This window comes from Streptomyces sp. JN8 (assembly GCF_055808075.1).
This window is the reverse complement of sequence record NZ_CM147852.1, coordinates 7,726,481-7,746,019: the sequence shown is the minus strand read 5'-3', so window position 1 is coordinate 7,746,019 and position 19,539 is coordinate 7,726,481. Positions and strand designations below refer to the sequence as shown.

General features: G+C 74.0%; 19 protein-coding genes. 9 read left to right on the top strand and 10 right to left on the bottom strand.

All coding sequences use genetic code 11. The features are described from left to right. Nucleotides 1–74: 74 nt before the first annotated feature. The 6 genes from ACY0MR_RS34045 to ACY0MR_RS34020 form a co-directional block, all read right to left on the bottom strand. Nucleotides 75–1,211, bottom strand: coding sequence for a PP2C family protein-serine/threonine phosphatase (locus tag ACY0MR_RS34045; protein ID WP_473557352.1), 1,137 nt, complete (start codon nt 1,209–1,211; stop codon nt 75–77). Nucleotides 1,212–1,354: 143 nt separating this feature from the next. Beyond that, nucleotides 1,355–2,860 (bottom strand): SulP family inorganic anion transporter, encoded by a 1,506-nt coding sequence (locus ACY0MR_RS34040; protein WP_473557350.1) that lies wholly within the window; start codon nt 2,858–2,860, stop codon nt 1,355–1,357. Between the two features lie 14 nt (nt 2,861–2,874). Then, nucleotides 2,875–3,456: a carbonic anhydrase gene (locus ACY0MR_RS34035; RefSeq protein ID WP_392203181.1), complete on the bottom strand. Its 582-nt coding sequence runs from the start codon at nt 3,454–3,456 to the stop codon at nt 2,875–2,877. A 69-nt stretch (nt 3,457–3,525) separates the two neighbouring features. Beyond that, on the bottom strand, nt 3,526–3,903 hold the full coding sequence (locus ACY0MR_RS34030; protein WP_388797571.1) for a hypothetical protein: 378 nt from the start codon (nt 3,901–3,903) through the stop codon (nt 3,526–3,528). A 268-nt stretch (nt 3,904–4,171) separates the two neighbouring features. Continuing rightward, nucleotides 4,172–5,587 carry a DUF5685 family protein gene (locus tag ACY0MR_RS34025; RefSeq protein WP_473557347.1) on the bottom strand — a complete coding sequence of 472 codons (1,416 nt, stop codon included), beginning with the start codon at nt 5,585–5,587 and terminating at the stop codon, nt 4,172–4,174. 205 nt (nt 5,588–5,792) lie between these two features. After that, complete coding sequence (locus ACY0MR_RS34020; protein WP_473557345.1) at nt 5,793–7,292, bottom strand: DHA2 family efflux MFS transporter permease subunit; 1,500 nt, start codon at nt 7,290–7,292, stop codon at nt 5,793–5,795. Nucleotides 7,293–7,662: 370 nt separating this feature from the next. Here ACY0MR_RS34020 and ACY0MR_RS34015 point away from each other — a divergent pair, with 370 nt between their 5' ends. The 9 genes from ACY0MR_RS34015 (at nt 7,663) to ACY0MR_RS33975 (ending at nt 16,281) form a co-directional block, all read left to right on the top strand. Continuing rightward, nucleotides 7,663–9,324, top strand: a complete 1,662-nt coding sequence (locus ACY0MR_RS34015; protein WP_473557343.1) for a sensor histidine kinase — start codon at nt 7,663–7,665, stop codon at nt 9,322–9,324. After that, nucleotides 9,324–9,725, top strand: a complete 402-nt coding sequence (locus ACY0MR_RS34010; RefSeq protein ID WP_361854567.1) for a roadblock/LC7 domain-containing protein — start codon at nt 9,324–9,326, stop codon at nt 9,723–9,725. The genes ACY0MR_RS34015 and ACY0MR_RS34010 overlap by 1 nt, the downstream gene beginning before the upstream one ends. Further along, nucleotides 9,722–10,075 (top strand): DUF742 domain-containing protein, encoded by a 354-nt coding sequence (locus tag ACY0MR_RS34005; protein ID WP_361854564.1) that lies wholly within the window; start codon nt 9,722–9,724, stop codon nt 10,073–10,075. Before ACY0MR_RS34010 ends, ACY0MR_RS34005 begins: the two co-directional genes overlap by 4 nt. Then, nucleotides 10,056–10,688, top strand: a complete 633-nt coding sequence (locus ACY0MR_RS34000) for a GTP-binding protein (protein ID WP_361854561.1) — start codon at nt 10,056–10,058, stop codon at nt 10,686–10,688. Before ACY0MR_RS34005 ends, ACY0MR_RS34000 begins: the two co-directional genes overlap by 20 nt. After that, the gene (locus ACY0MR_RS33995) at nt 10,685–11,914 is read left to right on the top strand and encodes a cytochrome P450 (RefSeq protein ID WP_473557340.1); all 1,230 of its coding nucleotides are present in this window, start codon (nt 10,685–10,687) and stop codon (nt 11,912–11,914) included. The genes ACY0MR_RS34000 and ACY0MR_RS33995 overlap by 4 nt, the downstream gene beginning before the upstream one ends. Next, entirely contained in the window at nt 11,911–13,152 is a 1,242-nt protein-coding gene (locus tag ACY0MR_RS33990) for a cytochrome P450 family protein (protein WP_388797553.1), read from the top strand. Before ACY0MR_RS33995 ends, ACY0MR_RS33990 begins: the two co-directional genes overlap by 4 nt. 303 nt (nt 13,153–13,455) lie before the next feature. Continuing rightward, nucleotides 13,456–14,685 (top strand): PP2C family protein-serine/threonine phosphatase, encoded by a 1,230-nt coding sequence (locus ACY0MR_RS33985; RefSeq protein WP_388797550.1) that lies wholly within the window; start codon nt 13,456–13,458, stop codon nt 14,683–14,685. Nucleotides 14,686–14,822: 137 nt separating this feature from the next. Next, nucleotides 14,823–15,782 (top strand): RNA polymerase sigma factor, encoded by a 960-nt coding sequence (locus tag ACY0MR_RS33980; RefSeq protein ID WP_404084876.1) that lies wholly within the window; start codon nt 14,823–14,825, stop codon nt 15,780–15,782. A 124-nt stretch (nt 15,783–15,906) separates the two neighbouring features. Then, the gene (locus ACY0MR_RS33975; RefSeq protein ID WP_473557337.1) at nt 15,907–16,281 is read left to right on the top strand and encodes a hypothetical protein; all 375 of its coding nucleotides are present in this window, start codon (nt 15,907–15,909) and stop codon (nt 16,279–16,281) included. On the opposite strand, the gene ACY0MR_RS33970 is transcribed toward ACY0MR_RS33975, so the two are convergent. The 4 genes from ACY0MR_RS33970 to ACY0MR_RS33955 all read right to left on the bottom strand — a co-directional run bounded on the left by ACY0MR_RS33970 (nt 16,271) and on the right by ACY0MR_RS33955 (nt 19,401). Continuing rightward, nucleotides 16,271–16,927 carry a DUF4232 domain-containing protein gene (locus tag ACY0MR_RS33970; protein ID WP_392865808.1) on the bottom strand — a complete coding sequence of 219 codons (657 nt, stop codon included), beginning with the start codon at nt 16,925–16,927 and terminating at the stop codon, nt 16,271–16,273. The two genes, ACY0MR_RS33975 and ACY0MR_RS33970, sit on opposite strands and share 11 nt — an antisense overlap. A gap of 168 nt (nt 16,928–17,095) precedes the next feature. Then, nucleotides 17,096–17,530 (bottom strand): hypothetical protein, encoded by a 435-nt coding sequence (locus ACY0MR_RS33965; protein WP_404084880.1) that lies wholly within the window; start codon nt 17,528–17,530, stop codon nt 17,096–17,098. A 131-nt stretch (nt 17,531–17,661) separates the two neighbouring features. Continuing rightward, the gene (locus tag ACY0MR_RS33960) at nt 17,662–18,396 is read right to left on the bottom strand and encodes an SOS response-associated peptidase (protein WP_392865810.1); all 735 of its coding nucleotides are present in this window, start codon (nt 18,394–18,396) and stop codon (nt 17,662–17,664) included. 414 nt (nt 18,397–18,810) lie between these two features. Then, entirely contained in the window at nt 18,811–19,401 is a 591-nt protein-coding gene (locus ACY0MR_RS33955) for a DinB family protein (RefSeq protein WP_473557333.1), read from the bottom strand. Between the last annotated feature and the right edge of the window lie 138 nt (nt 19,402–19,539).

Genomic DNA, 19,539 nt, shown 5'->3' with positions numbered 1-19,539 from the left:
CGCCGGCGGAGTCCGGGGCGCCGGCGGGTCGGCCGGTGTCGGCGGGTCGGCCGGTGTCGGCCGGTGTCGGCAGGTCAGCCGGTGTCGGCGGGTCGGCCGGTGTCGGGCCGGCCCGGGCCCGGCGCGTCCAGGGTCAGGACCAACAGGGTGACGTCGTCCTGGATCTTGGGGGCGAAACCGCTCAGGTCGGCCCAGATCTCGTCGGGCAGCCGGTCCGGGCCGACATCGGTCATCCGCGCCAGCCGCTCGGCGAAGGGGTAGAAGGCGCCGGAGGCGTCCCTGGCCTCCAGGACGCCGTCCGAGGCCAGCAGCAGCCGGTCCCCGGGCCGGAGCGACACCGTGGCGGCGGTGCCGGGCAGGACGTCGGCGAGGCCCAGGCCGAGGGGCGGCCCGGGGTCGAGCTCCAGGGTGCGCACGGCCCCGCCCCGTACCAGGACCGGAGGGGGATGGCCGCAGGCCAGGACGCGGACCTCCCGCCCGTGCGGCACGAAGTCCAGGAGGACGGCCGTGGCGAAGAGCTCCGCGTGGTCCGTGCGCGCGGAGTCGACGACGAGCCTGCGGTCCAGCCGCGCCGCGATCGCCTCCGCGTCCACGTCGTCCAGCACCGCCTCCCGGAAGGCGCCCAGGACGGAGGCGACCGTCGCGACGGCCGACAGGCCGTGCCCCTGCACGTCGCCGAGGACCGCCCGGATCCCGTGGGGGCCGGGCCGGACGTCGAAGAAGTCGCCCCCGACCAGCGTGCCGCGCTCGGCCGCACGGTACAGACTCGCGCAGCGCACCGGCCCGACCGTGCGCTGCACGTCCGGGACGATCGCCCGCTGCGCCGTCTCGGCCACGGTGCGTTCCAGGTCGAGCTGCTGGTCCCGGCGCCCGCGGACGAAGGAGACGAAGACGCTGAGCATGGCGACGAAGCCGAGGGTGAAGAGGTCGGTGTTGCCGGGCCGGTTCAGATGGAAGAACGGAACGGTCAGGAGCACGATCGTCGAGGCGCCGAGCAGCGCCGTGGCCAGCGGCCCGTAGGCCAGCACGGCCAGCGGCGGCACCGCGCCGAGCAGGAAGCCGATGTCGACGGGGACGGAGTCGGAGAGGGACCCCGCCGCGACCCCGACGAGCAGCAGCACGGGCAGCACCCGCACCCAGCGGGGCGGTGGGGCCCCGCGCAGCCAGCTCCGCGGGCTCGCGCCGTTCGCCGGCCTCGTTGGCTTCACCACACCACCAGGCTCCTATGCCGGAGTGCGCCACGCACTCCGCGGACCCGCCCGCGGTCCGCCGGGGGGCGCGGCCGGGTGGCCCCGTCGTGCCGGACCTGCGGTGGGAACGGCGACGCGGGCCGTCCCCACCGGAGGCCGGGGCCTCAGCCCGGGCTGCTCACCCGGGCCGCGGTCGCCTCCTCGGCCCGCTCCGGGTCCGTGGCCGCCCGGACCGCCTCGGCGTCGGCCCCGCTGTGCCGCTCCGCCCAGGTCTCCAGCGCGGAGCGGCAGGCGTGGTCGAGGTGGTGGACCCCGGAGAGGTCCAGGACCACCCGCCGGTCGCCGGGCAGGGCCTCCAGGCTGTCGAGTATCTGGGGCAGCCGGAGGAAGGTGACCGTCCCCTGGAGCCGTACGCGGACCGCCTCCCGCCCGTCGTCGGTCTGCTCGATCCGCAGGTGGGAGGCCTCCCAGGCGGCCTTGCCCACCGAGAGGACGAGACCGATCAGCACGCCTTCGAACATGCCGACCGCCACGATCGACGCCGCCGTGGCCACGAGGACGAGGGCCTCGCCCCGGTGGCGGCCCCACAGGCTCACCACGCCCTTGAACGGGATGAGCTTCCATCCGGCGTGGACGAGGATCCCGGCCAGCGCGGCCAGCGGGATGTACGCGAGCACGGTGGGCAGCAGGACGACGAAGAGCAGCAGCCACACCCCGTGCAGCACCCGGGACGCCTTCGTCCGGGCTCCGGCCTCCACGTTGGCCGAGCTGCGCACGATGACCGCCGTGAGCGGCAGGGCCCCGAGCAGGCCGCAGAGCGTGTTGCCCGCGCCCTGGGCGACGAGTTCCCTGTCGTACTCGGTGCGCGGTCCGGAGTGGAGCCGGTCGACCGCCGCCGCGCTGAAGAGCGACTCGGCGGAGGCGATCAGGGCGAACGCGAGGATCGTGCCGACGAGGGCCGGGTCGGCGAGCGAGGAGAGCGCTTCCGTCCCGGGGAGGTGGACGGCCTCCAGGACGCCGCCGACCCGCACGGTGGCCACCGGGAGGTCCAGCACGGCGGTCGCGAGGGCGGCGAGGAGCACCGCCACCAGGGCGCCGGGGACGGCCCGGGCCCGGCGCGGCATGCGTCGCCAGCCGACGATGAGCAGGATGGTGCCGGCGCCGACGGCGAGCGACACGAGGGCCTCGCGGTCGCCGAGGGCCTCGATCAGGGCGCCCGGCAGGCCGGTGAGCTTGTCGAGGCCGGAGTCCGGGGCGGGGACGCCCGCGGCGGCGTAGAGCTGCCCGGCGATGATGACGAGGCCGATGCCGGCGAGCATGCCCTCGACGACGGACAGGGAGATGGCACGGAACCAGCGGCCCCACCGCAGGAGGCCCATGGCGATCTGGAGCAGGCCGGCCGCCAGCACGATGACGCCGAGCGCGGCGAGGCCGAAGGCGCTGACGGCCTCGAAGACCAGGACCGTGAGGCCGGCGGCCGGACCGGACACCTGCAGGCTGCTGCCGCGCATCAGGCCGGTGACGATGCCGCCGACGATGCCGGTGATGAGGCCCAGTTCGGCGGGGACGCCCGAGGCGACGGCGACGCCGATGCAGAGCGGGAGGGCGACGAGGAAGACGACGAGCGAGGCGGCGAAGTCCTGCCGCAGGAAGGGGAGGGAGCGGGGCATCCGCGGGTCCTTCCTCACAGCGCCTCGAAGGCGTCGGCCTCGGAGCGGTACTCCAGGACGGCGCCGGTGTGGACCTCGTAGTACCAGCCGCGCAGCCGGATCCGGCCGTCCGCCAGCCGCCGCTCCACGCACGGGTAGGACCGCAGGCGCAGCAGCTGGGCGAGGACGTGGCCGTGGACGGCGTCGGTGACGGCAGGGTCGTCGGCGCGCCCCGGGGCTCCGTCGGGGGCGGCGTGGGCGAGCCAGTCCCGTACGGCGGGGACCGCGCTGAGGTCGTCGCCGCGGACCAGGGATCCCACCGCGCCGCAGTGGGAGTGGCCGCAGACGACGACGTCCCGCACGCCGAGCACCTCGACGGCGTACTCGACGGTGGCGGCCTCCCCGCTGGGGTTGCCCGCGCCGTACGGGGGGACGATGCCGCCCGCCGTGCGCAGTTCGAAGAGCTGGCCGGGGCGGGCGCCGGTGATCAGGGCGGGGACGACCCTGGAGTCGGAGCAGGTGATGAACAGGACGGCCGGGGACTGGCCCGCAGCGTGTGCGGCGAACTCCTCAGGGCGCTGTCCGAATCGGCGGGCGTTGTCGATGAGGGGCTGCATGAATGATTCCTCCTGGCGCGCCGTGGGGGCGCGTCGGGCTGACAGGTCGGCGCGGGTGGGCACCGTCCGTCAGCAGCGGAACACCTGCAGCGTGACGGAGTCGCGGGAGGCGAGCGGTCTCGGCCGGGGGTCCGCGCCGCCGGGGCGGTCCGCCGTCAGGTCGGCGAGCGGGGTGGCGCGGGTGGCCGGCGGGTGGCCGGGGAGCGCGACGGTGAGGGTGACGGGCCGTCGGCGGTCGCGGTGGAGGGCGGAGCCTCCGGGGGCGTCCGCCTCGCCGCCTCCGGTGTGCGAGGACTCGGCGGCCGCTGTCGGCGCGACCTGCTGGGCGCAGGGTCGCTGGAGGGAGGCCGCCGGTCCGGCGGGGGCCGGTGGGGGGCCGCCGCAGGCGAGGGCGAGGACGAGGAGGAGCGCTGCGCGGAGGACTGCGGACAGGCGGACGGATGACATCTCGGTGCGCCTCCCTCTGGTAACACCATCATCAGACTTCACCAAAGCAAGCCCAACAGCGAGTCAAGGAAGAGTAATACGCCCAAGTGAACGGCGCTCGACAACACCCTGTCTGTGCGACGGTTTTCGAATGGAATCAGCCTGATGTTGACGCGAACGGCGGCATCGGCGGCGCGGGGCGGCCGTCCCGACACGACGGAAGCGGCCCACCAGGGGTGCCTGGTGGGCCGCTTCCGTCATGCGTGTCGGGTGGAGCGCCGTTCGGTCGTCAGTCGCAGCAGTCGCAGCAGCACTTGCACGGATTGCAGCAGCCCCCGCCACCTCCGCAGCCGTCGCCCGAACCCCCACCGGAGCCGCCGGAGCCGCCGTGGCCGCCCGAGCCGCCCGAGTGGCCTCCGCCCCAGCCGCCGGAACCGCCCGAGGAGCCGCCCGAGCCGCCGCCGTTGCCGCCGAACCAGCCGTCACCGCGCGAGCCGTCCCGGCCCGAGGAGTCCCGGCCCGAACCGCCGCTGCCGCCGCCCCCCTCGCCGAACTGCCAGGAGTCGCGCTCGCCCGAGTCGCCGCCGTCGTCGTCGGCGCAGCGGCAGCAGTTGAAGCACAGCCGGCAGTCGCCGCACAGCCTGCGGTACTCCCGACAGCGCCGGCACTCGCCCTCCGGCGGGCGGCCCGATGCCGTCGGCGCACCGGCCGGGGCCGTGCCCGCGAGCGCGCCGACTCCGCAGGCCGGGTCCGTCGGGGTCGCCGAGGGCCGCTCCGTCGCCGTCCGGAGCCCCAGCCAGGGCAGCACGCGCGGGGCCGAGGCCCGGCGTTCGTGCCGGTGGTCACGGTGCCGGGGGTCGAAGACCCGGTCGACGGCCCGCTCCAACTCCCCGCCCAGCAGGGCCTGCACCAGCCTCCCGTCGACGAACACGGCGTCGGAGAGGGCGAGCCGGATCCCGTGGACGGCGTCGTCGCACAGCCTGCGCACCTCGGCACGGTCCGCGCCGGTCACGGCGATCGGGTTCCACGCGCCCGACGCCGCGTCGGCGTCCAGGTCCTCCACCGCGTCCAGCAGGTGGGCCAGGCGGCCGAAGAGACGGCCGGCCTCCGCCAGCGGCTCCGCGTTGCCCGGGCACCCCGTGAGGACTGCGGTGTGGGCGAAGGCCGCGGAGGTCGCGGTCTCCGTGGGTTCCGTGACCGTCAGCAGCGAGCCTCCCCGGCCGGTCGACCGCTCGATCTCCGGCTGCCGCTCGACCGCTCCCAGCAGGACGGCGGTGTCGAAGCCGAGGCGTTCGCCGCCCGCGGCACCGGCACGGTCCCAGCCCTTCGCGATCCGGCGGGCCGCGAGGGCCACCGGGCGGCGTCCCAGCAGTCCGTCGCCGTCGGCCATGTGGTCGCGTATCTTCGCCGCCGCGAGGACCAGCGACACCGTCGCCGCCAGCCGCGCGCCCTCGCCCTGCGCCACGCTCGCCGACCGCATCCCGCGGAGCGGGCACGGACCGGCTCCCCGGCGCCAGTCGCCGGTCCGCTCCGACTGCGCCTCGGTCAGGACCGAGACGATCAGACCGTCGTAGTTGGTGGCCACCCGGGCGAACTGCCCGTACTCGCCGCGCAGTGCCAGGCACAGCCCGCACAAGTGGGCCATCCACTCGGTACGCAGGCCCTCGCCCAGCCGATGACGGCACGGCCTGATGATTCCGAACACCGAAGATCTCCCCCTGTGGACCAGCTACCGGACGGCCCCGCCCCGACGTCCGCCACCGGCGCCCCGCGCACGCGCGGGACCTGGTGAGACGTCGGCCGCGTGGGACGTCGACCCCATGCGCCGTCAAGCGCGGTTGTCATCCTAGAGGGGCCGTACGAGGTACGGGCCCCCGGAGACGGGTCGGGGGAGGTCCGCGCGGGACCGGCTAGCCGGGGGTGGTCGCGGTCTTGTCCAGCGACGTCCCCTCCTCGCCCTGGACCTCGGGCGCGGCAGGCGGTTCGGGCACGGGCGGGGTGCGCACCAGCAGAGCGACCAGCACCGTGAGCCCGCCGAGCACCGCGCCGATGCCGAATCCCCACTGGATGCCCGTGGCCAGCGCGTCCGTGGGCGCGGCGCCGTCGGCCGCGGCCGTGGCGGCGCGGCCCGACATCACGCTGATGACCAGGGCGGTGCCGGCGGCGGCCGCGACCTGCTGGAGGGAGCCCAGGATCGCGGAGCCGTGGGGGTAGAGGTGCGGGGGCAGGACGGACAGGCCGGAGGTGAAGACGGGAGTGAAGACGAACGCCATGCCGGCGCTGAGGGCCACGTGCACGGCGAGCACCAGCCACGGCGCGGTCTCCTCCCCCATCAGGGCGAACAGGCCCAGGCAGAGCGCGGTGAGGGCCGCACCGGGGACGACGAGCCGGGGTGCGCCGAGCCGGTCGTAGAGCTTGCCGACCTGCGGTCCGAGCAGTCCCATGGTGAGACCGCCCGGGATGAGGAGCAGCCCGGTCTGGAGCGAGCTCAGGCCGCAGACCTCCTGGAGGTAGATCGGCAACAGGATGAAGGCGCCCATGAGGGCCATGAAGGACAGGCACATCAGGGCGAGCGCCACCGAGAAGTGCCGGAACGTGAGCGCCCGCAGGTCGAGCAGCGGCGTCGAGGAACGCTGGAGGGCCAGCTGCCGCCAGACGAACAGCGCCACGAGCAGCGCGCCGACGGCGGTGGTGGCCTCCGCGGGCACCACGGCCGGGGCCTCGCCCCCGGCGCCGAGGCCGCTCAGACCGTAGACCAGGGCGCCGAAGCCCGCCGCCGCCAGGGGGACGGAGACCCAGTCGATCGGTCCGGCCTGGGGTTCGCCGATGTTGACCAGCCGGCGGTGACCGACGATCGCCATGGCACCGGCGATGGGCAGCACGGCGAGGAACAGCAGGCGCCACGTCCCGAGCTGCAGCAGCACGCCGGAGACCGCGGGGCCGAGGGCGGGGGCGACGGAGATGACGAGGGTGATGTTGCCCATGACGCGGCCGCGGTCGTGCGGCGGCACCAGGGTCATCAGGGTCGTCATGAGCAGCGGCATCATGACGGCGGTGCCGCTCGCCTGGATGACGCGGGCGACCAGGAGCACGGGGAAGGCCGGTGCCGCGGCGGCCAGCGTCGTGCCGGCCAGGAAGAGCGCCATGGCCAGCCCGTACGCCGTGCGGGTCGTGACGCGCTGGAGGAACCAGCCGGTCACCGGGATGACGACGGCCATGGTGAGCATGAAGGCGGTGGAGAGCCACCCCGCGGCGGCCGCGGTCACCTCGAACTCGCGCATGAGCCGCGGGATCGCGTTGACCATGATCGTCTCGTTGAGGAGGACGACGAACGTGGACAGCACGAGGATCCGCAGCACGGCGGTGACGCGTGCGGGTGGGAGGGTGGGGGTCGCGAGGGGTGCTTGCATGGCGCCTTCCGTGGGGTGAGTGTCCTCCGCGCACTGCGGGTCACACCGGAAGACCGCGGCGGCAGGAGGAACTCATCGGTGTCGCCCGATCCTCTCGGGCCCACCGCTCGCGCTCAAACCGTTTTTCCCGGCCCTTCCCCGACATCTCGGGGAAGCTGCGCGGGAGCGAACGGCCCTTCAGGAAGGCCTCAGCGCTTCGCGGTTGCGGGCAGGCGTGCAACTTCGGACCTTCTCGGGCGCAGTACCGGAAAAGTATTCCCTGTACTGAATGCCGATCCGATCACAAGAGTTCCGAACTGATCAACAACGCATCTATAGTGCCGTCGTTACGACTCCCTTCCCCGTGTGCCCGCTCCCGAGAGTCTGGTTGATGTCGGCGTCACCCACCCCCTTCCGTCCTGCCCTGACCGCCTCGCTGCTCACCGCCGCCGCGGGCGGTGCGCTCTCCGCGGCCGCCGTCGCCGCGGCGCCGGGCGGGGTCCGCACCCCGCTCGGCTGGTTCGCCGCCTGCGGGGTCCTGCTCCTCTCGGCCGCGGCCTTCGCGGTCACCTGGTACGGGCGCACCGCGCGCGTACTCGCCCGCCGGGCCGACACCCTGGCCGCCGACGTCGCCTCCAAGGAGGTGTACATGGCCCGGTTCACGGCGGCCGCCGAGCGCGAGACAGCCACCGCGAAGGAGCGGCTGGAGGCGGAGACCGAAGCCGCCCGGGCGGCCCACGCGGCCCGGACCGACGATCTCGTCCGGTCCCACGCGGCCGAGATCGACGCACTGCGCCGGGAACGCGCCGCCGAGACCGAGACGCTCGAAACCCGGCTGCGCCGCGCCGAGTCCGGCAGGTCCGCGGCCATGGCCGCCGCGGCCAACGCCGCCGGCCGCATGCAGGCCCTCGCGACGAGCATGCTCGCCGACCTCCGGGAGATGGAGCACCGGCACGCCGACGAGGACGTCCTCACCGACCTCCTCCACCTCGACCACCGCACCGCCCAGGCCGGCCGGCTCGCCGACTCCGTCGCCGTGCTCAGCGGGGCCCGGTCCGGACGGCGCTGGGCCCGCCCCATCGTCATGGAGTCGATCCTCCGCGGCGCCATGGGCCGGATCAGCGGCTACCAGCGGGTGCGGCTGCACTCCAGCAGCGACGCCGCCGTCGCCGGGCACGCGGCCGAGGGCGTCATGCACGCCCTGGCCGAACTCATGGACAACGCGGCGAACTTCTCGCCGCCCACCGCCGAGGTGCACGTCTACGTCGAGGAGGTCCCGGCAGGCGTCATCATCGCCGTCGAGGACAGCGGCCTCGTGATGAGCGACGTGCAGCAGCGCCGCGCGGAGGCCGCCGTCGGCTCCGCACCCCAGGACCTGGCCGGCCTCTCCGGCACGCGCCTCGGCCTCGCCGTGGTCGGCCGACTCGCCCGCAAGCACGGCCTCACCGTGTCCTTCCGCCCCTCCGCGCGCGGCGGCACCGGCGCCCTGCTGATGCTCCCGCAGGAGCTGATCAGCCACGCGCCCGCCGAGCCCGCCGCCGCACCCGCCGACCCGCTGCCGCCCCTCTCGGGGCGGGGCCTGTCCGCGCCCGCCGACCCGCTGCCGCCCCTCTCGGGGCGGGGCCTGTCCGCGCCCGCCCCGGTCCCGGCGCCCGCCGCCGAGCCCGAGACCGTGCACGACAGCGCGGCCGAGTCCACCGGCGAGCACCCCCGCTTCGGCGAGAGCGGACTCCCCCAGCGCCGCCGCGGCCGGGCCATGGCGGCCGCCCACCCCGAGGGCCCGCAGGCCGCCGCGAAGGCGCCCGCCGAGGGGCCGCGCACCGGTGCCGCCGCCGGTGCGGCGAACCGGTTCGGCACCTTCCGCCGCGCCGTGCGCAGCACCGCCCCCCGACCGGACGGCGAGCCCGAGGCCGGCCCCGCGGCCGGGACGGCGTCCGCCGCAGGCGACGGCCCCCACTCCCCCTCCGCACCCACCGATCCGGCCGGCCCGGCGTCCGCCCCGCGGACGCCGTCCCCGACCTCGAACCCCCCGTACCCGGAAGGCACCTCGTAATGACCGGCTCCACCACCGACGAGAAGCTCAGCTGGCTCCTCGAGGGCCTGCTGGAACGCACCCCGGGCACCCGGCACGCCCTGGTGCTCTCCCGTGACGGCCTCAAGCTCTGCCGCACCCCCGAGCTCTCCGTCGACCAGGCAGACCAGCTCGCCGCGATCGCCGCCGGCATCCAGAGCCTGTCGCACGGTGCCTCCGTGGAGTTCGGCGACGGCACCGGCGGGGTCCGCTCCGCGATCGCCGAGTTCTACGGCGGCATCCTCTTCATCGTGGAAGCCGGCGAGGGCGCCCACCTCGCGGTCGTCGCCGACGAGGACGCCGACGCCGGCCACGTGGGCCACAACATGTCCGAACTGGTGGAGCAGTTGGGCGAGCACCTGGTCGCGAGGCCCCGGGGATGAGCCGCGGCAGGCCGGGCCGGGACGACTCCCCCGACCGGCTCTACACCCTGACCGGCGGCCGCAGCCGCGCCGGGTCCGACGCCTTCGACCTGGTGACCCTCGTGGTCGCCGAGAGCGACCCGGTCCCCGGCATGCAGTCCGAGCACGCCGCGATCCTGCGCATGTGCCGCTACCCCACCGCCGTGGTGGAGGTGGCGGCCGGCCTCGGACTGCCGGTCTCGATCACCAGGATCCTCCTGGCCGACCTGCACGACACCGGCCGGATCAGCGCCCGGCACCCCCGTGCGTCGTACCGCCTTCCCGATCACGACATCCTGGAGCAGGTGCTCGTTGGACTCCGTAACCTCTGATGAACCGCGCCAGACCCTGCGCAGCACCGCCGACAACGGACTGAAGATCGTCGTCGTCGGCGGTTTCGGAGTCGGCAAGACCACCCTCGTCCGCTCGGTCAGCGAGATCCGTCCGCTGAACACCGAGGAGACGATGACCCAGGCGGGCGAGGGAGTCGACGACACCGCCGGCGTCGCCGCGAAGTCGGCCACCACGGTGGCCTTCGACTTCGGCCGGATCTCGCTCGACACCCACAACGTCCTGTACCTGTTCGGAGCGCCCGGCCAGGAGCGGTTCTGGTTCCTGTGGGACCGGCTGTTCTCCGGGACGCTCGGCGCGGTGGTCCTCGTCGACACGCGCCGGCTCGCCGACTCCTGGTACGCCATCGACCGCCTGGAACACCACGGGACGCCGTTCGTCGTCGCCTGCAACGACTTCGGCGGCCCCTCCCACACCCCCGAACAGATCCGCGGGGCCCTCGACCTCGCCGACGAGGTACCCCTGGTCTTCTGCGACGCGCGCTCGCGCGAGTCCAGCAAGCAGGTCCTCATCTCGCTCGTCGAGCACCTGCGGACCGTCGTCGCCCCGGCCACGCCGCCGGTCCCGCAGCCGATCCCGGAGCCCGCCCCGTGACCCTCTCCGAGCACCCGCCCGTCCCGCTGAGCGGGCCGCGCTTCCAGACCGACCCCAACGAGCTGTACCGGCAGATCCGGCGCGACCACGGGGCCGTCGCCCCCGTCGTCCTGGACGGCGACGTGCCGGCCTGGCTGGTGCTCGGCTACCGCGAGCTCCACCAGGTCACCAGCGACCCGGTCCTCTTCTCCCGCGACTCCGACCTGTGGAACCAGTGGGACGCCATCCCGGCGGACTGGCCGCTGCTGCCCATGATCGGGCGCAAGCAGCCGTCCATCCTCTACACCGTGGGCGAGCGGCACCGCGAGCGGGCGAACGTCATCTCCGCGGCGCTGGAGGGGATCGACCCGTTCGTGCTCAAGGAGCGGGCCGAGCACTTCGCCGACGAGCTGATCGACGCGCTGTGCGGCAAGGGGTCGTGCGACATCATCGCCGAGTACGCGATGCTGCTGCCGGTACGGGTCCTCGCCAGCGTCTACGGCTTCTCCGACGAGCAGGGGCCGGGGCTCGTCACCGCCCTCAACGACATGATCAACGGTCAGGAGGGGGCGCTGGAGGGCCAGCGTCACCTGGCGGAGTCGATGTTCGGGCTGCTCGCCGCGAAGGCGGAGGCGCCGGGCGACGACGTGGCCTCGCGCATGCTGGGCGACACCGCCGGCTTCACCGTCGAGGAGGTCGCCCAGGACCTCATGGTGATGCTGGCCGCCGGTCACCAGCCGACCGCCGACTGGATCGGCAACTCGCTGCGTCTGATGCTGACCGACGACCGGTTCGCCGCCTCGCTGTCCGGGGGCCGGCACAGCGTCGGCGAGGCGATGAACGAGGTGCTCTGGGAGGACACCCCCACCCAGAACGTGGCAGGCCGCTGGGCCTCGCGCGACACCCACCTCGGCGGGCGCCGGATCGGCCGCGGCGACCTGCTCCTGCTCGGTCTCGCCGCGGCCAACTCCGACCCGCACGTGCGCGCGGACGCCGGCGGGCTGACCGGCGGCAACAACGCCTACCTGTCCTTCGGCCACGGCGAGCACCGCTGCCCGTTCCCCGCGCAGGAGGTCGCCGAGACCATCGCGCGGACGGGCATCGAGGTGCTGCTCGACCGGCTGCCGGACGTCGACCTCGCGGTTCCCGCGGCCGATCTCGCCCGCCGCCCCTCGCCCTGGCTGCGCGGGCTCTCCGCGCTCCCCGTGACCTACACCCCGACCCCCGCCCTTGGAGCCCTCGGATGACCTGCCCGCACGCCCACGCCGCGTCCGCCGCCGACGCCATCGCCCTGGATCCGTTCGTCGCCGACCTCGACGGCGAGAGCGCCCGGCTGCGGGCCGCCGGCCCGCTGGCCCGTGTCGTCCTGCCCGGCGGGGTGGCCTGCTGGGCCGTCACCCGCCACGCCGAGGCGCGGCGGCTGCTCACCGATGCCCGTCTCGTCAAGGACATCGACGTCTGGGGCGCCTGGCAGCGCGGCGAGATACCCCTCGACTGGCCGCTGATCGGCCTCGCCAACCCCGGCAGGTCGATGCTGACGGTGGACGGCGACGAGCACCGCCGGCTGCGCACGCTCGTCGCCCAGGCGCTGACCGCCCGTCGGGTGGAGCGGCTCCGCGAGGGCATCGAGGCCCTGACCACGGGCATGCTGGACCGGCTGGCGGAGCGTCCGGCGGGCGAGACCGTCGACCTCAAGGCGGAGTTCGCGTACCCGCTGCCGATGAACGTGGTCAGCGACCTCATGGGGGTCGACCCCGTCGACCACCCGCGGATGAAGGCCCTGTTCGAGAAGTTCTTCTCGACGCAGACGCCGCCCGAGGAGGTGCCGCAGATGATGGCGGACCTCGGCACGCTGTTCGCGGGGATCGTCGCCGGCAAGGTCGAGAAGCCCGGGGACGACCTGACGAGCGCGCTGATCGAGGCGTCGGAGGGCGGCGACCGCCTCACCACGGAGGAGATCACCAACACCCTCCAGCTGATGGTGGCGGCCGGACACGAGACGACGATCAGCCTCATCGTGAACGCCGTCGTGGCCCTGGAGACCCACCCCGAGCAGCGGGCGCTGGTCCTCGCCGGCGAGGTCCCGTGGGCCGACGTCATCGAGGAGACCCTGCGCTGGTCGACGCCGACCTCGCACGTGCTGATCCGCTTCGCCACCGAGGACATCGAGGTGGGCGACCGGATCCTGCCCAAGGGCGAGGCCCTGATCGTGTCGTTCGGCGCGATCGGCCGCGACGAGGAGCACCACGGCCCGACGGCGGGCTCGTTCGACGTGACCCGTACGCCGAACCGTCACATCTCCTTCGGCCACGGCCCGCACGTCTGCCCGGGTGCCGCCCTCTCGCGGCTGGAGGCGTCGGTGGCCCTGCCCGCCCTGTACGCCCGCTTCCCGGATCTGCGCCTGGCCGTCGCACCGGAGGAGCTGCGGAACAAGCCGGTCGTCACGCAGAACGACCTGTTCGAGCTTCCGGTCGTACTGGTCTGAGCGGGACGCCGGGCCGAGGGGCCCCGCCGTTGTGCGGCGGCGCCCCTCACTCCCGCGGGACCTCGGACGCGGTGTCGGCCCCCGGTCTGCGGGGTGCGCCGCCCGGCCGTGCCGCGCGTCCGGGAGCAGCGGACGTGACGCCCGGAAGAGGCGGGCGGAGGGGTGCGCGGCGCGGCGGAGCGCGCTGCCGCCGACCGGGTGACGGCCCCCGCCCTCGAAAGACTGGAGTTCGGCCGCCACGGCTCGATCGCTCCTATCGTTGAACCGCACACGGTGCGGGCGGCGCGGAGGGCGGAAAGCGGAATGAACGAACAGCGGGTCGACTACGCAGCAGTGTTCCAGGCCCTGCCCGGAATGGTCGCCCTGCTCACACCCGAGCTGGTGTACGTCGATGTCAACGAGGACTTCGCACGGCTCGCCGGGCGCTCCCGCGCGGAGCTGGTCGGCCGCTACATCTTCGACGTGTTCCCCGAGAACCCGAACGACCCCGCCGCCGCGGGCATGCGCGAGACCGAGGCCTCGATGCTCCGCGTGTTCGCCACCGGCGAGCGCGACACCATGGCGCTGCTCCGCTACGACATCGAGGACTCCCGGCAACCGGGCAACTGGCGCGAACACTTCTGGAGCCCGGTCAACGCGCCCGTGCGCGACCTGGACGGCCAGGTCGCGATGATCGTGCACCGGGTGGAGGAGGTCACCCCGCTCATCCAGGCCCGCGGCGGTCTGGGGGGCGGCACCGAGGCGGGCCGGCTGGAGGCCGAGCTGTACACGCGCTCCCGCGAGCTGCAGGAGGTCAACGAACGGCTCCGCGAGGCGCACGCCCGGGAGCGGAAGGTGGCCCTGGCCCTCCAGGCGGCGATGCTCCCCTCCCCCGGCCCCGTCGGCCACCACCGGGCGGCCGTGCGCTACCGGCCCGCGGTCGGCGGCCTCAACGTGTGCGGAGACTGGTACGACCTGGTCGGACTCCCCGGGGACCGCATGGCGGTGGCCGTGGGCGACGTCGTGGGCCACGGCCTCACCGCGGCCTGCGTCATGGGGCAGCTGCGCAGCGCGCTGAGCGCGGCCACGCTCGTCGCCGCCGGCCCCGCGCAGGCGCTGGACGTGCTCGGGATCTACGCCCGGTCCGTCGAGGGCGCCGAGTCGTCGACGGTGGCGACCACCTTCATCGACTGGGGCAGCCACACCCTGACCTACAGCAGCGCGGGCCACCCCCCGCCCGCCCTGCTCACGGCCGAGGGCGACGTGGTCTTCCTCGACGGGGCGACCGATCCGCCGCTCGGCGCCCGCCCCGACCACGTGGCCCGCCCCCAGGCCTCCACGCCCTTCGGCGAGGGCGCGACCCTGGTGATGTACACGGACGGCCTGATCGAACGCCGCACGGAGGACATCGACGCCGGCCTCGCCCGCCTCGCCGACTCCCTGTCCCGACGCGGCCGCTCCGACCCCGAAACCCTGGCCGACGCCCTCCTGGCGGACCTCTCGAACACCGACGGCAACACCGACGACACCGCCCTGGTCGTCATCCGCCTCTGAAACCCCCGGGCGTCGCCCCCTGACCGCGCCGCGCAGGAATCTTCGAGATTTCTCCCGCCGGGCCCGTCCGAATGGGGTTCGGTGGGCCTCACCTGTTGCGGCCGCCTCAGCGAGAGGCGGCTGTGAGGAGAGCGGTGATGACGATCGTGAGTCCTGGACGGACGGTCTGCCTGGGTTGCAAGGCGCCGACCGGCGCGGCCGACGGGGCGACGGCCACGGAGGAGAGGCGGCCCGAGGAGAAGCGGCCCCACCTCGACGAGCGTCGCTGGTGCACGCCGTGCTGGCGGCACCAGGACGAGTGGGACCGCTTCTACCGGCTGTACCAGCCCCGGCTGTTCGGCTTCATTCTGACCCGTCTCCGGGACGTGCTCCCCGCCAACGAGGACTGCCTGGCGCGGGCCGAGGAGATCACGCAGGAGACGATGCTGGTCGCCCACCGGAAGTACACGGTGTGGGAGCTGCCCGAGCGGGCCCTGTGGCAGACGGCCCGCCGGCTCGTCTACGCCGCGTGCTCCGACTACACCTTCATGACCGACGACGGAACGCGCGTCACGGTGCGGTACGCCGAGGAGAACGCCTGGGAGGGGCTGAACGAGGAGGTTCAGTGCGACCCGGCCGACGCCGTGATCGACAGGATCGTCCTCTTCCGCGCCCTCGACGGGCTGACCGTCGAACAGCGGCAGGCACTCATCGTCCACAAGGCGATCGGCGTGCCGGCCGCCGAGGCGGCCAAGGTCCTCGGTCGTCCCGCGACCACCGTCAAGACGCAGGCGCAGAGCGGACTTCACAAGCTCAAGCGGGCCGCGGCCGGGGGAGCGCTCACCCTGATCCCGGTCGCCGGGGCGGTCGCGGCGTACGAGACGCTCCGGCGCACCCCTGTGGGTGCGGTCGCCGGCCGGCTCGTCGACTCCCTCGCCGATCAGCCGCTGCTCCTGACCGCGGCGGGAGTCGGCGTCCAGCAGGTCGTCGCGTACGTACGGGACACCCTCGACCGCCGACGTTCCGGATCGGCGGGCGGCAGCGCTCCGGCCGGCTCGGAGAGCGCGACCCGGAAGAGGGCCACGCGGCTGCCCCGGTCGCGCCGAAGCCGACGCTGACCCGGACCGCGTCTCCGCGCCGTACCGCGCCCGGGTCCTCCCGCGCACATCCGTCACCCGTATCTCGTGTCGTGGGACCGCCTGCGTGGTCCCACGACACGGCCGTACCCGAAGGGTTCTACTCATGGATCTCCGCACCGCACTCCGCCGCGCGATCGCAGCGGCCATCCGCACGTCGCACACCGTCCTGGCACGGAGCACCGCAGCCGTCAGCCGAGTGGTCGGGCGGGTGGACGTCTGGGTGCAGGACCATCATGTCGCCCTGCTCGTCGTCCTTCTGACCGTGGTGGCGCCCACCCTCGCCGTGTCGGCCTGGCTGCACTTCGACGCCGTGGTCGAGACGGCTCGGCGACTCGCCCCGGTACTGACCGTCGTCAGTCTGGTCGTCGGCGCGGTCGTGAGCGCCGTCCGGTGGGTGCGGTCGCGACGGTCGGCCCGGATCCGGGCTGCGGGTCAGGGCACGACCGACTCCGATCGGCGCGGTCCGGCTACAGGCTGAGGGCGTCCTCGGCGTTGTCCATCCAAGCGGTGACCGAGTTGTCGAAGGCGACGTTCAGTCCGGGCGTCGACGCCTTGAGCGGTACCTGGGTCAGGTCGGACTCCGTGTCCATGGTCAGGGAGACGGAGGAGACCATGTGGCTCGTGCTGCCCTTCAGGCCCCCCATGAGCCCTGCGTAGGCGGACTGGCCCGGTGCGAGGCGGATCGCCTCCTCGATGCCGGGGGCCGAGCCGCGCTTCTTGGCCTGCCCGTCGAGGGAGCCGAAGGTCACGACGGGGTGGCCGAGCACCCGGCACGGCTTGCCCGTCTTGTTGGTGACCTTCAACAGGTAGCTGCTGGTGGTGGGCTCGGCCGGCGTCGCCTTGAACGTCAGGTCGTACGTGCTGCACGGGAAGACGTCGTCGTCGGGATCCGTGGACGGCGGCCCCGGCTTCGGCGGCTTCGCGGTCGCGGAAGGCTTCGGCGGGGTGGCCGACTCTGCGGGGGCGGAGGGCTTGGGCGGGGTGGACGGCGACGCGGTCGCCGTGGGAGTGGCGGGCGGTACGTCGGTGCCTCCCGCGGCGCCGTCCTCGGTGGGACCGCACGCGGTGAGGGCCAGCGCCGACAGGGCGCCGAGGACGACGACGGTTCTGCGAACGGTGCTCATGGCGGTGCTCCCCCCGAGGACAGCGCACGAACCGCGCTGTGGTGGACACCAGACTCGCGCCCGTGCTTCACGGTTCGATGACGGTCGCTTGCCGAATTCACCACGATCCGTCCCGGAGCCCCCGTCCCTCCCGGTGCCACCGGGGCGGAGCGCCGCGGGCCGGGAGTGTCAGTCGCTGCCGTACCGCGCCCGTGCCGCCGCCACGATGTCGTGCCGCGCGGGCTCTCCCGGGCGGGCGGCCACCGTCCACGACCCGCTGTCGAAGGCTTCGAGAACGACGAGGCACCGGGAGAAGTCCTCCGCGTCGAGTTCGTCGCCGACCAGGTCGTCCGGCGAGTCGACGGCGACGACGGTGAGCCAGTGGTTCTGCTCCAGGCCGGCGGCGAAGGCCTTCAGCTCGGACCAGCCGAGCACGTAACCGGTCGGGCTCGCCCGCACCTGCCCCTCGAAGGCCTGCACGCCCATGCCGTTCGGCATGACGCCCACGCCGTCGACCTCCAGAATGCTCCAGACCCAGTCGTTCTCCGGGATCAGCGGCAGCAGGTCGGCCAACCGGACGTAGCGGTCCGGGCCCTGCATCCGGAAGGTCGTCGAATCCATCACCGCGAGACCGTCCTCCTCCGACGGGCGGCCCGGTGCACGCGGTTGCCGGTCGCTCGGGTCGGGACACCCGGTCGCGTGATCAAGGCCTTGTACCGCCACCGTATCCGGTGGGGGCACACGTCCGCGAGCGGTCAGGTGGCCGGGTCCAGGAGGTGGGCGCCGTTGTTGCGGACGTTGTTGACGGCCGGGGATACCGGCCGGGCGTCGAGGAGGCCGTCCGCCGGGCTCGCGAGCAGGGCGCGCAGGTCGTCGGTGTCCTGGTGGTGGGGGTCGAGCCAGGTGTCGTAGTGGTCGGGCGTGAGGGCGAGCGGCATCCGGGGGTGGACGCGGCCGGCCGCGTCGGTCGCCTCCGTCGTGATGATCGTGCAGGTCGTCAGCCAGGCGTCGGGGTCGTCGTCACCCGTGACGTCGGGGTTGCGCCAGTACTCGTACAGCCCCGCCATGGCCATCACCTGACCGTCGGACGGGGTGATGAAGTACGGCTGCTTGCGGGTCTTCCCCGTCGTCTCGTCCTTCACCGGGTCCCACTCGTAGAAGCCGTCCGCGGGCAGCAGGCAGCGGCGCTTGGCGAAGGCGCGCCGGTACGCGGGCTTCTCGTGCACGGTCTCGACCCGGGCGTTGATCATACGGGAGCCGGACTTGGGGTCCTTGGCCCACGACGGCACCAACCCCCAGCGCACTGCCCGCAGTTGCCGCCGAACGCGATCCTCGCCGCCCCGATCCGCGCGCTCGATGACCGCGTAGACCTCGTCGGTCGGCGCGACGTTCCAACTGGGCGCCAGCGCCTCCTCGGGGTTCCAGTCGGCGACCTGGAAGAGCCGGTTCAGATCCTCGGGACCTCGAGTCGAGGCGTATCGACCGCACATGTGACCACTGTGCCACGAGAGGCGGACCGAAACGGGCCGCCATGGGCTTGGATACGAGATCCGGTGTCGGTGCCCCGTTCGCCGCCGTCGCGGGGGGGGGCGAGAGAGGGACGCCGCGTCCGGCGAGCCCGCGGCACGTAGGCGATCCGACCCGTGCGGCCCCGCCGCGAACCGCTGCTCGACGCCGTCGCCGAGCGGATCCGCACACGCCTGGGAGACCGTGCGCCCCCGCCGCCACCTGACGGTCCTCCGCACGGGTCGAGGCACCGACTGAGACGCCTGCGGACGACCCCGGCCGGTGAAGACCGGTCGTCACCAGGCCCTGCCCGGCTCCTCGGGGACGCTCGCGAGGAGGTCCCATGGGCCCAGCACTCGGCCCGGCCTGCGGCCCCGGGGGCGGTCGGCTCCCGGGTGCTAGGCCTCGGCCTCGGCCCCCGCGGCCGTTCTCGCGGCCTGCTCGATTCTCGCGCGGTGGGACGCGCGGGCCTCCGCGTCGAACCGGCCCTCGTGTTCGGGGCGCAGCCCGGTGCGGCCGTCGAGGTTCTCACGCAGGATGTCGGCGTGTCCGGCGTGCCGGACGCACTCGCCGAGGACGTGGACCATGACGGCGAACAGGTTCGTCCGCGCATGGGGCTCGGGCCACCACGGCACGAGGCCGGGCGCGTCCAGGGGCAGCGCGTCGATCGTCGCGTCCGCGTGGTCCCAGGTGCGCCGGTAGAACCCGATGACCTGGTCGCGGGTCTCGTCCCCGGTCGCCCAGAGGTCGCTGCCGTCGGATTCCTGCCACCGGGGCAGGGGCTCCGGGGAGGGCCGGCCGAAGACCTCGCCGAAGTACCGGGCCTCGACGGTCGCCACGTGTTTGACCAGGCCGAGGAGATTGGTGCCGGTCGCGGTCAGCGGCCTCCGGGCGTCGTACTCGGACAATCCGTCGAGCTTCCAGAGCAGCGCCTCGCGGTCACGCCGCAGCCGTCCGTGCAGGGTGTCCTTCGCGAACTCGTCGATCATGCGGCACGAGCCTGCCACGGACCGTCCGCGGTCTCAAGATCGTGTACGGGCTCCGCACCGCCGGCCGGCGCCGAGGCCCGGCCGCACCCGGTGGCCCCGCACACCCCACCCTCACCGAACGAAGCCCGGCCGCACCGG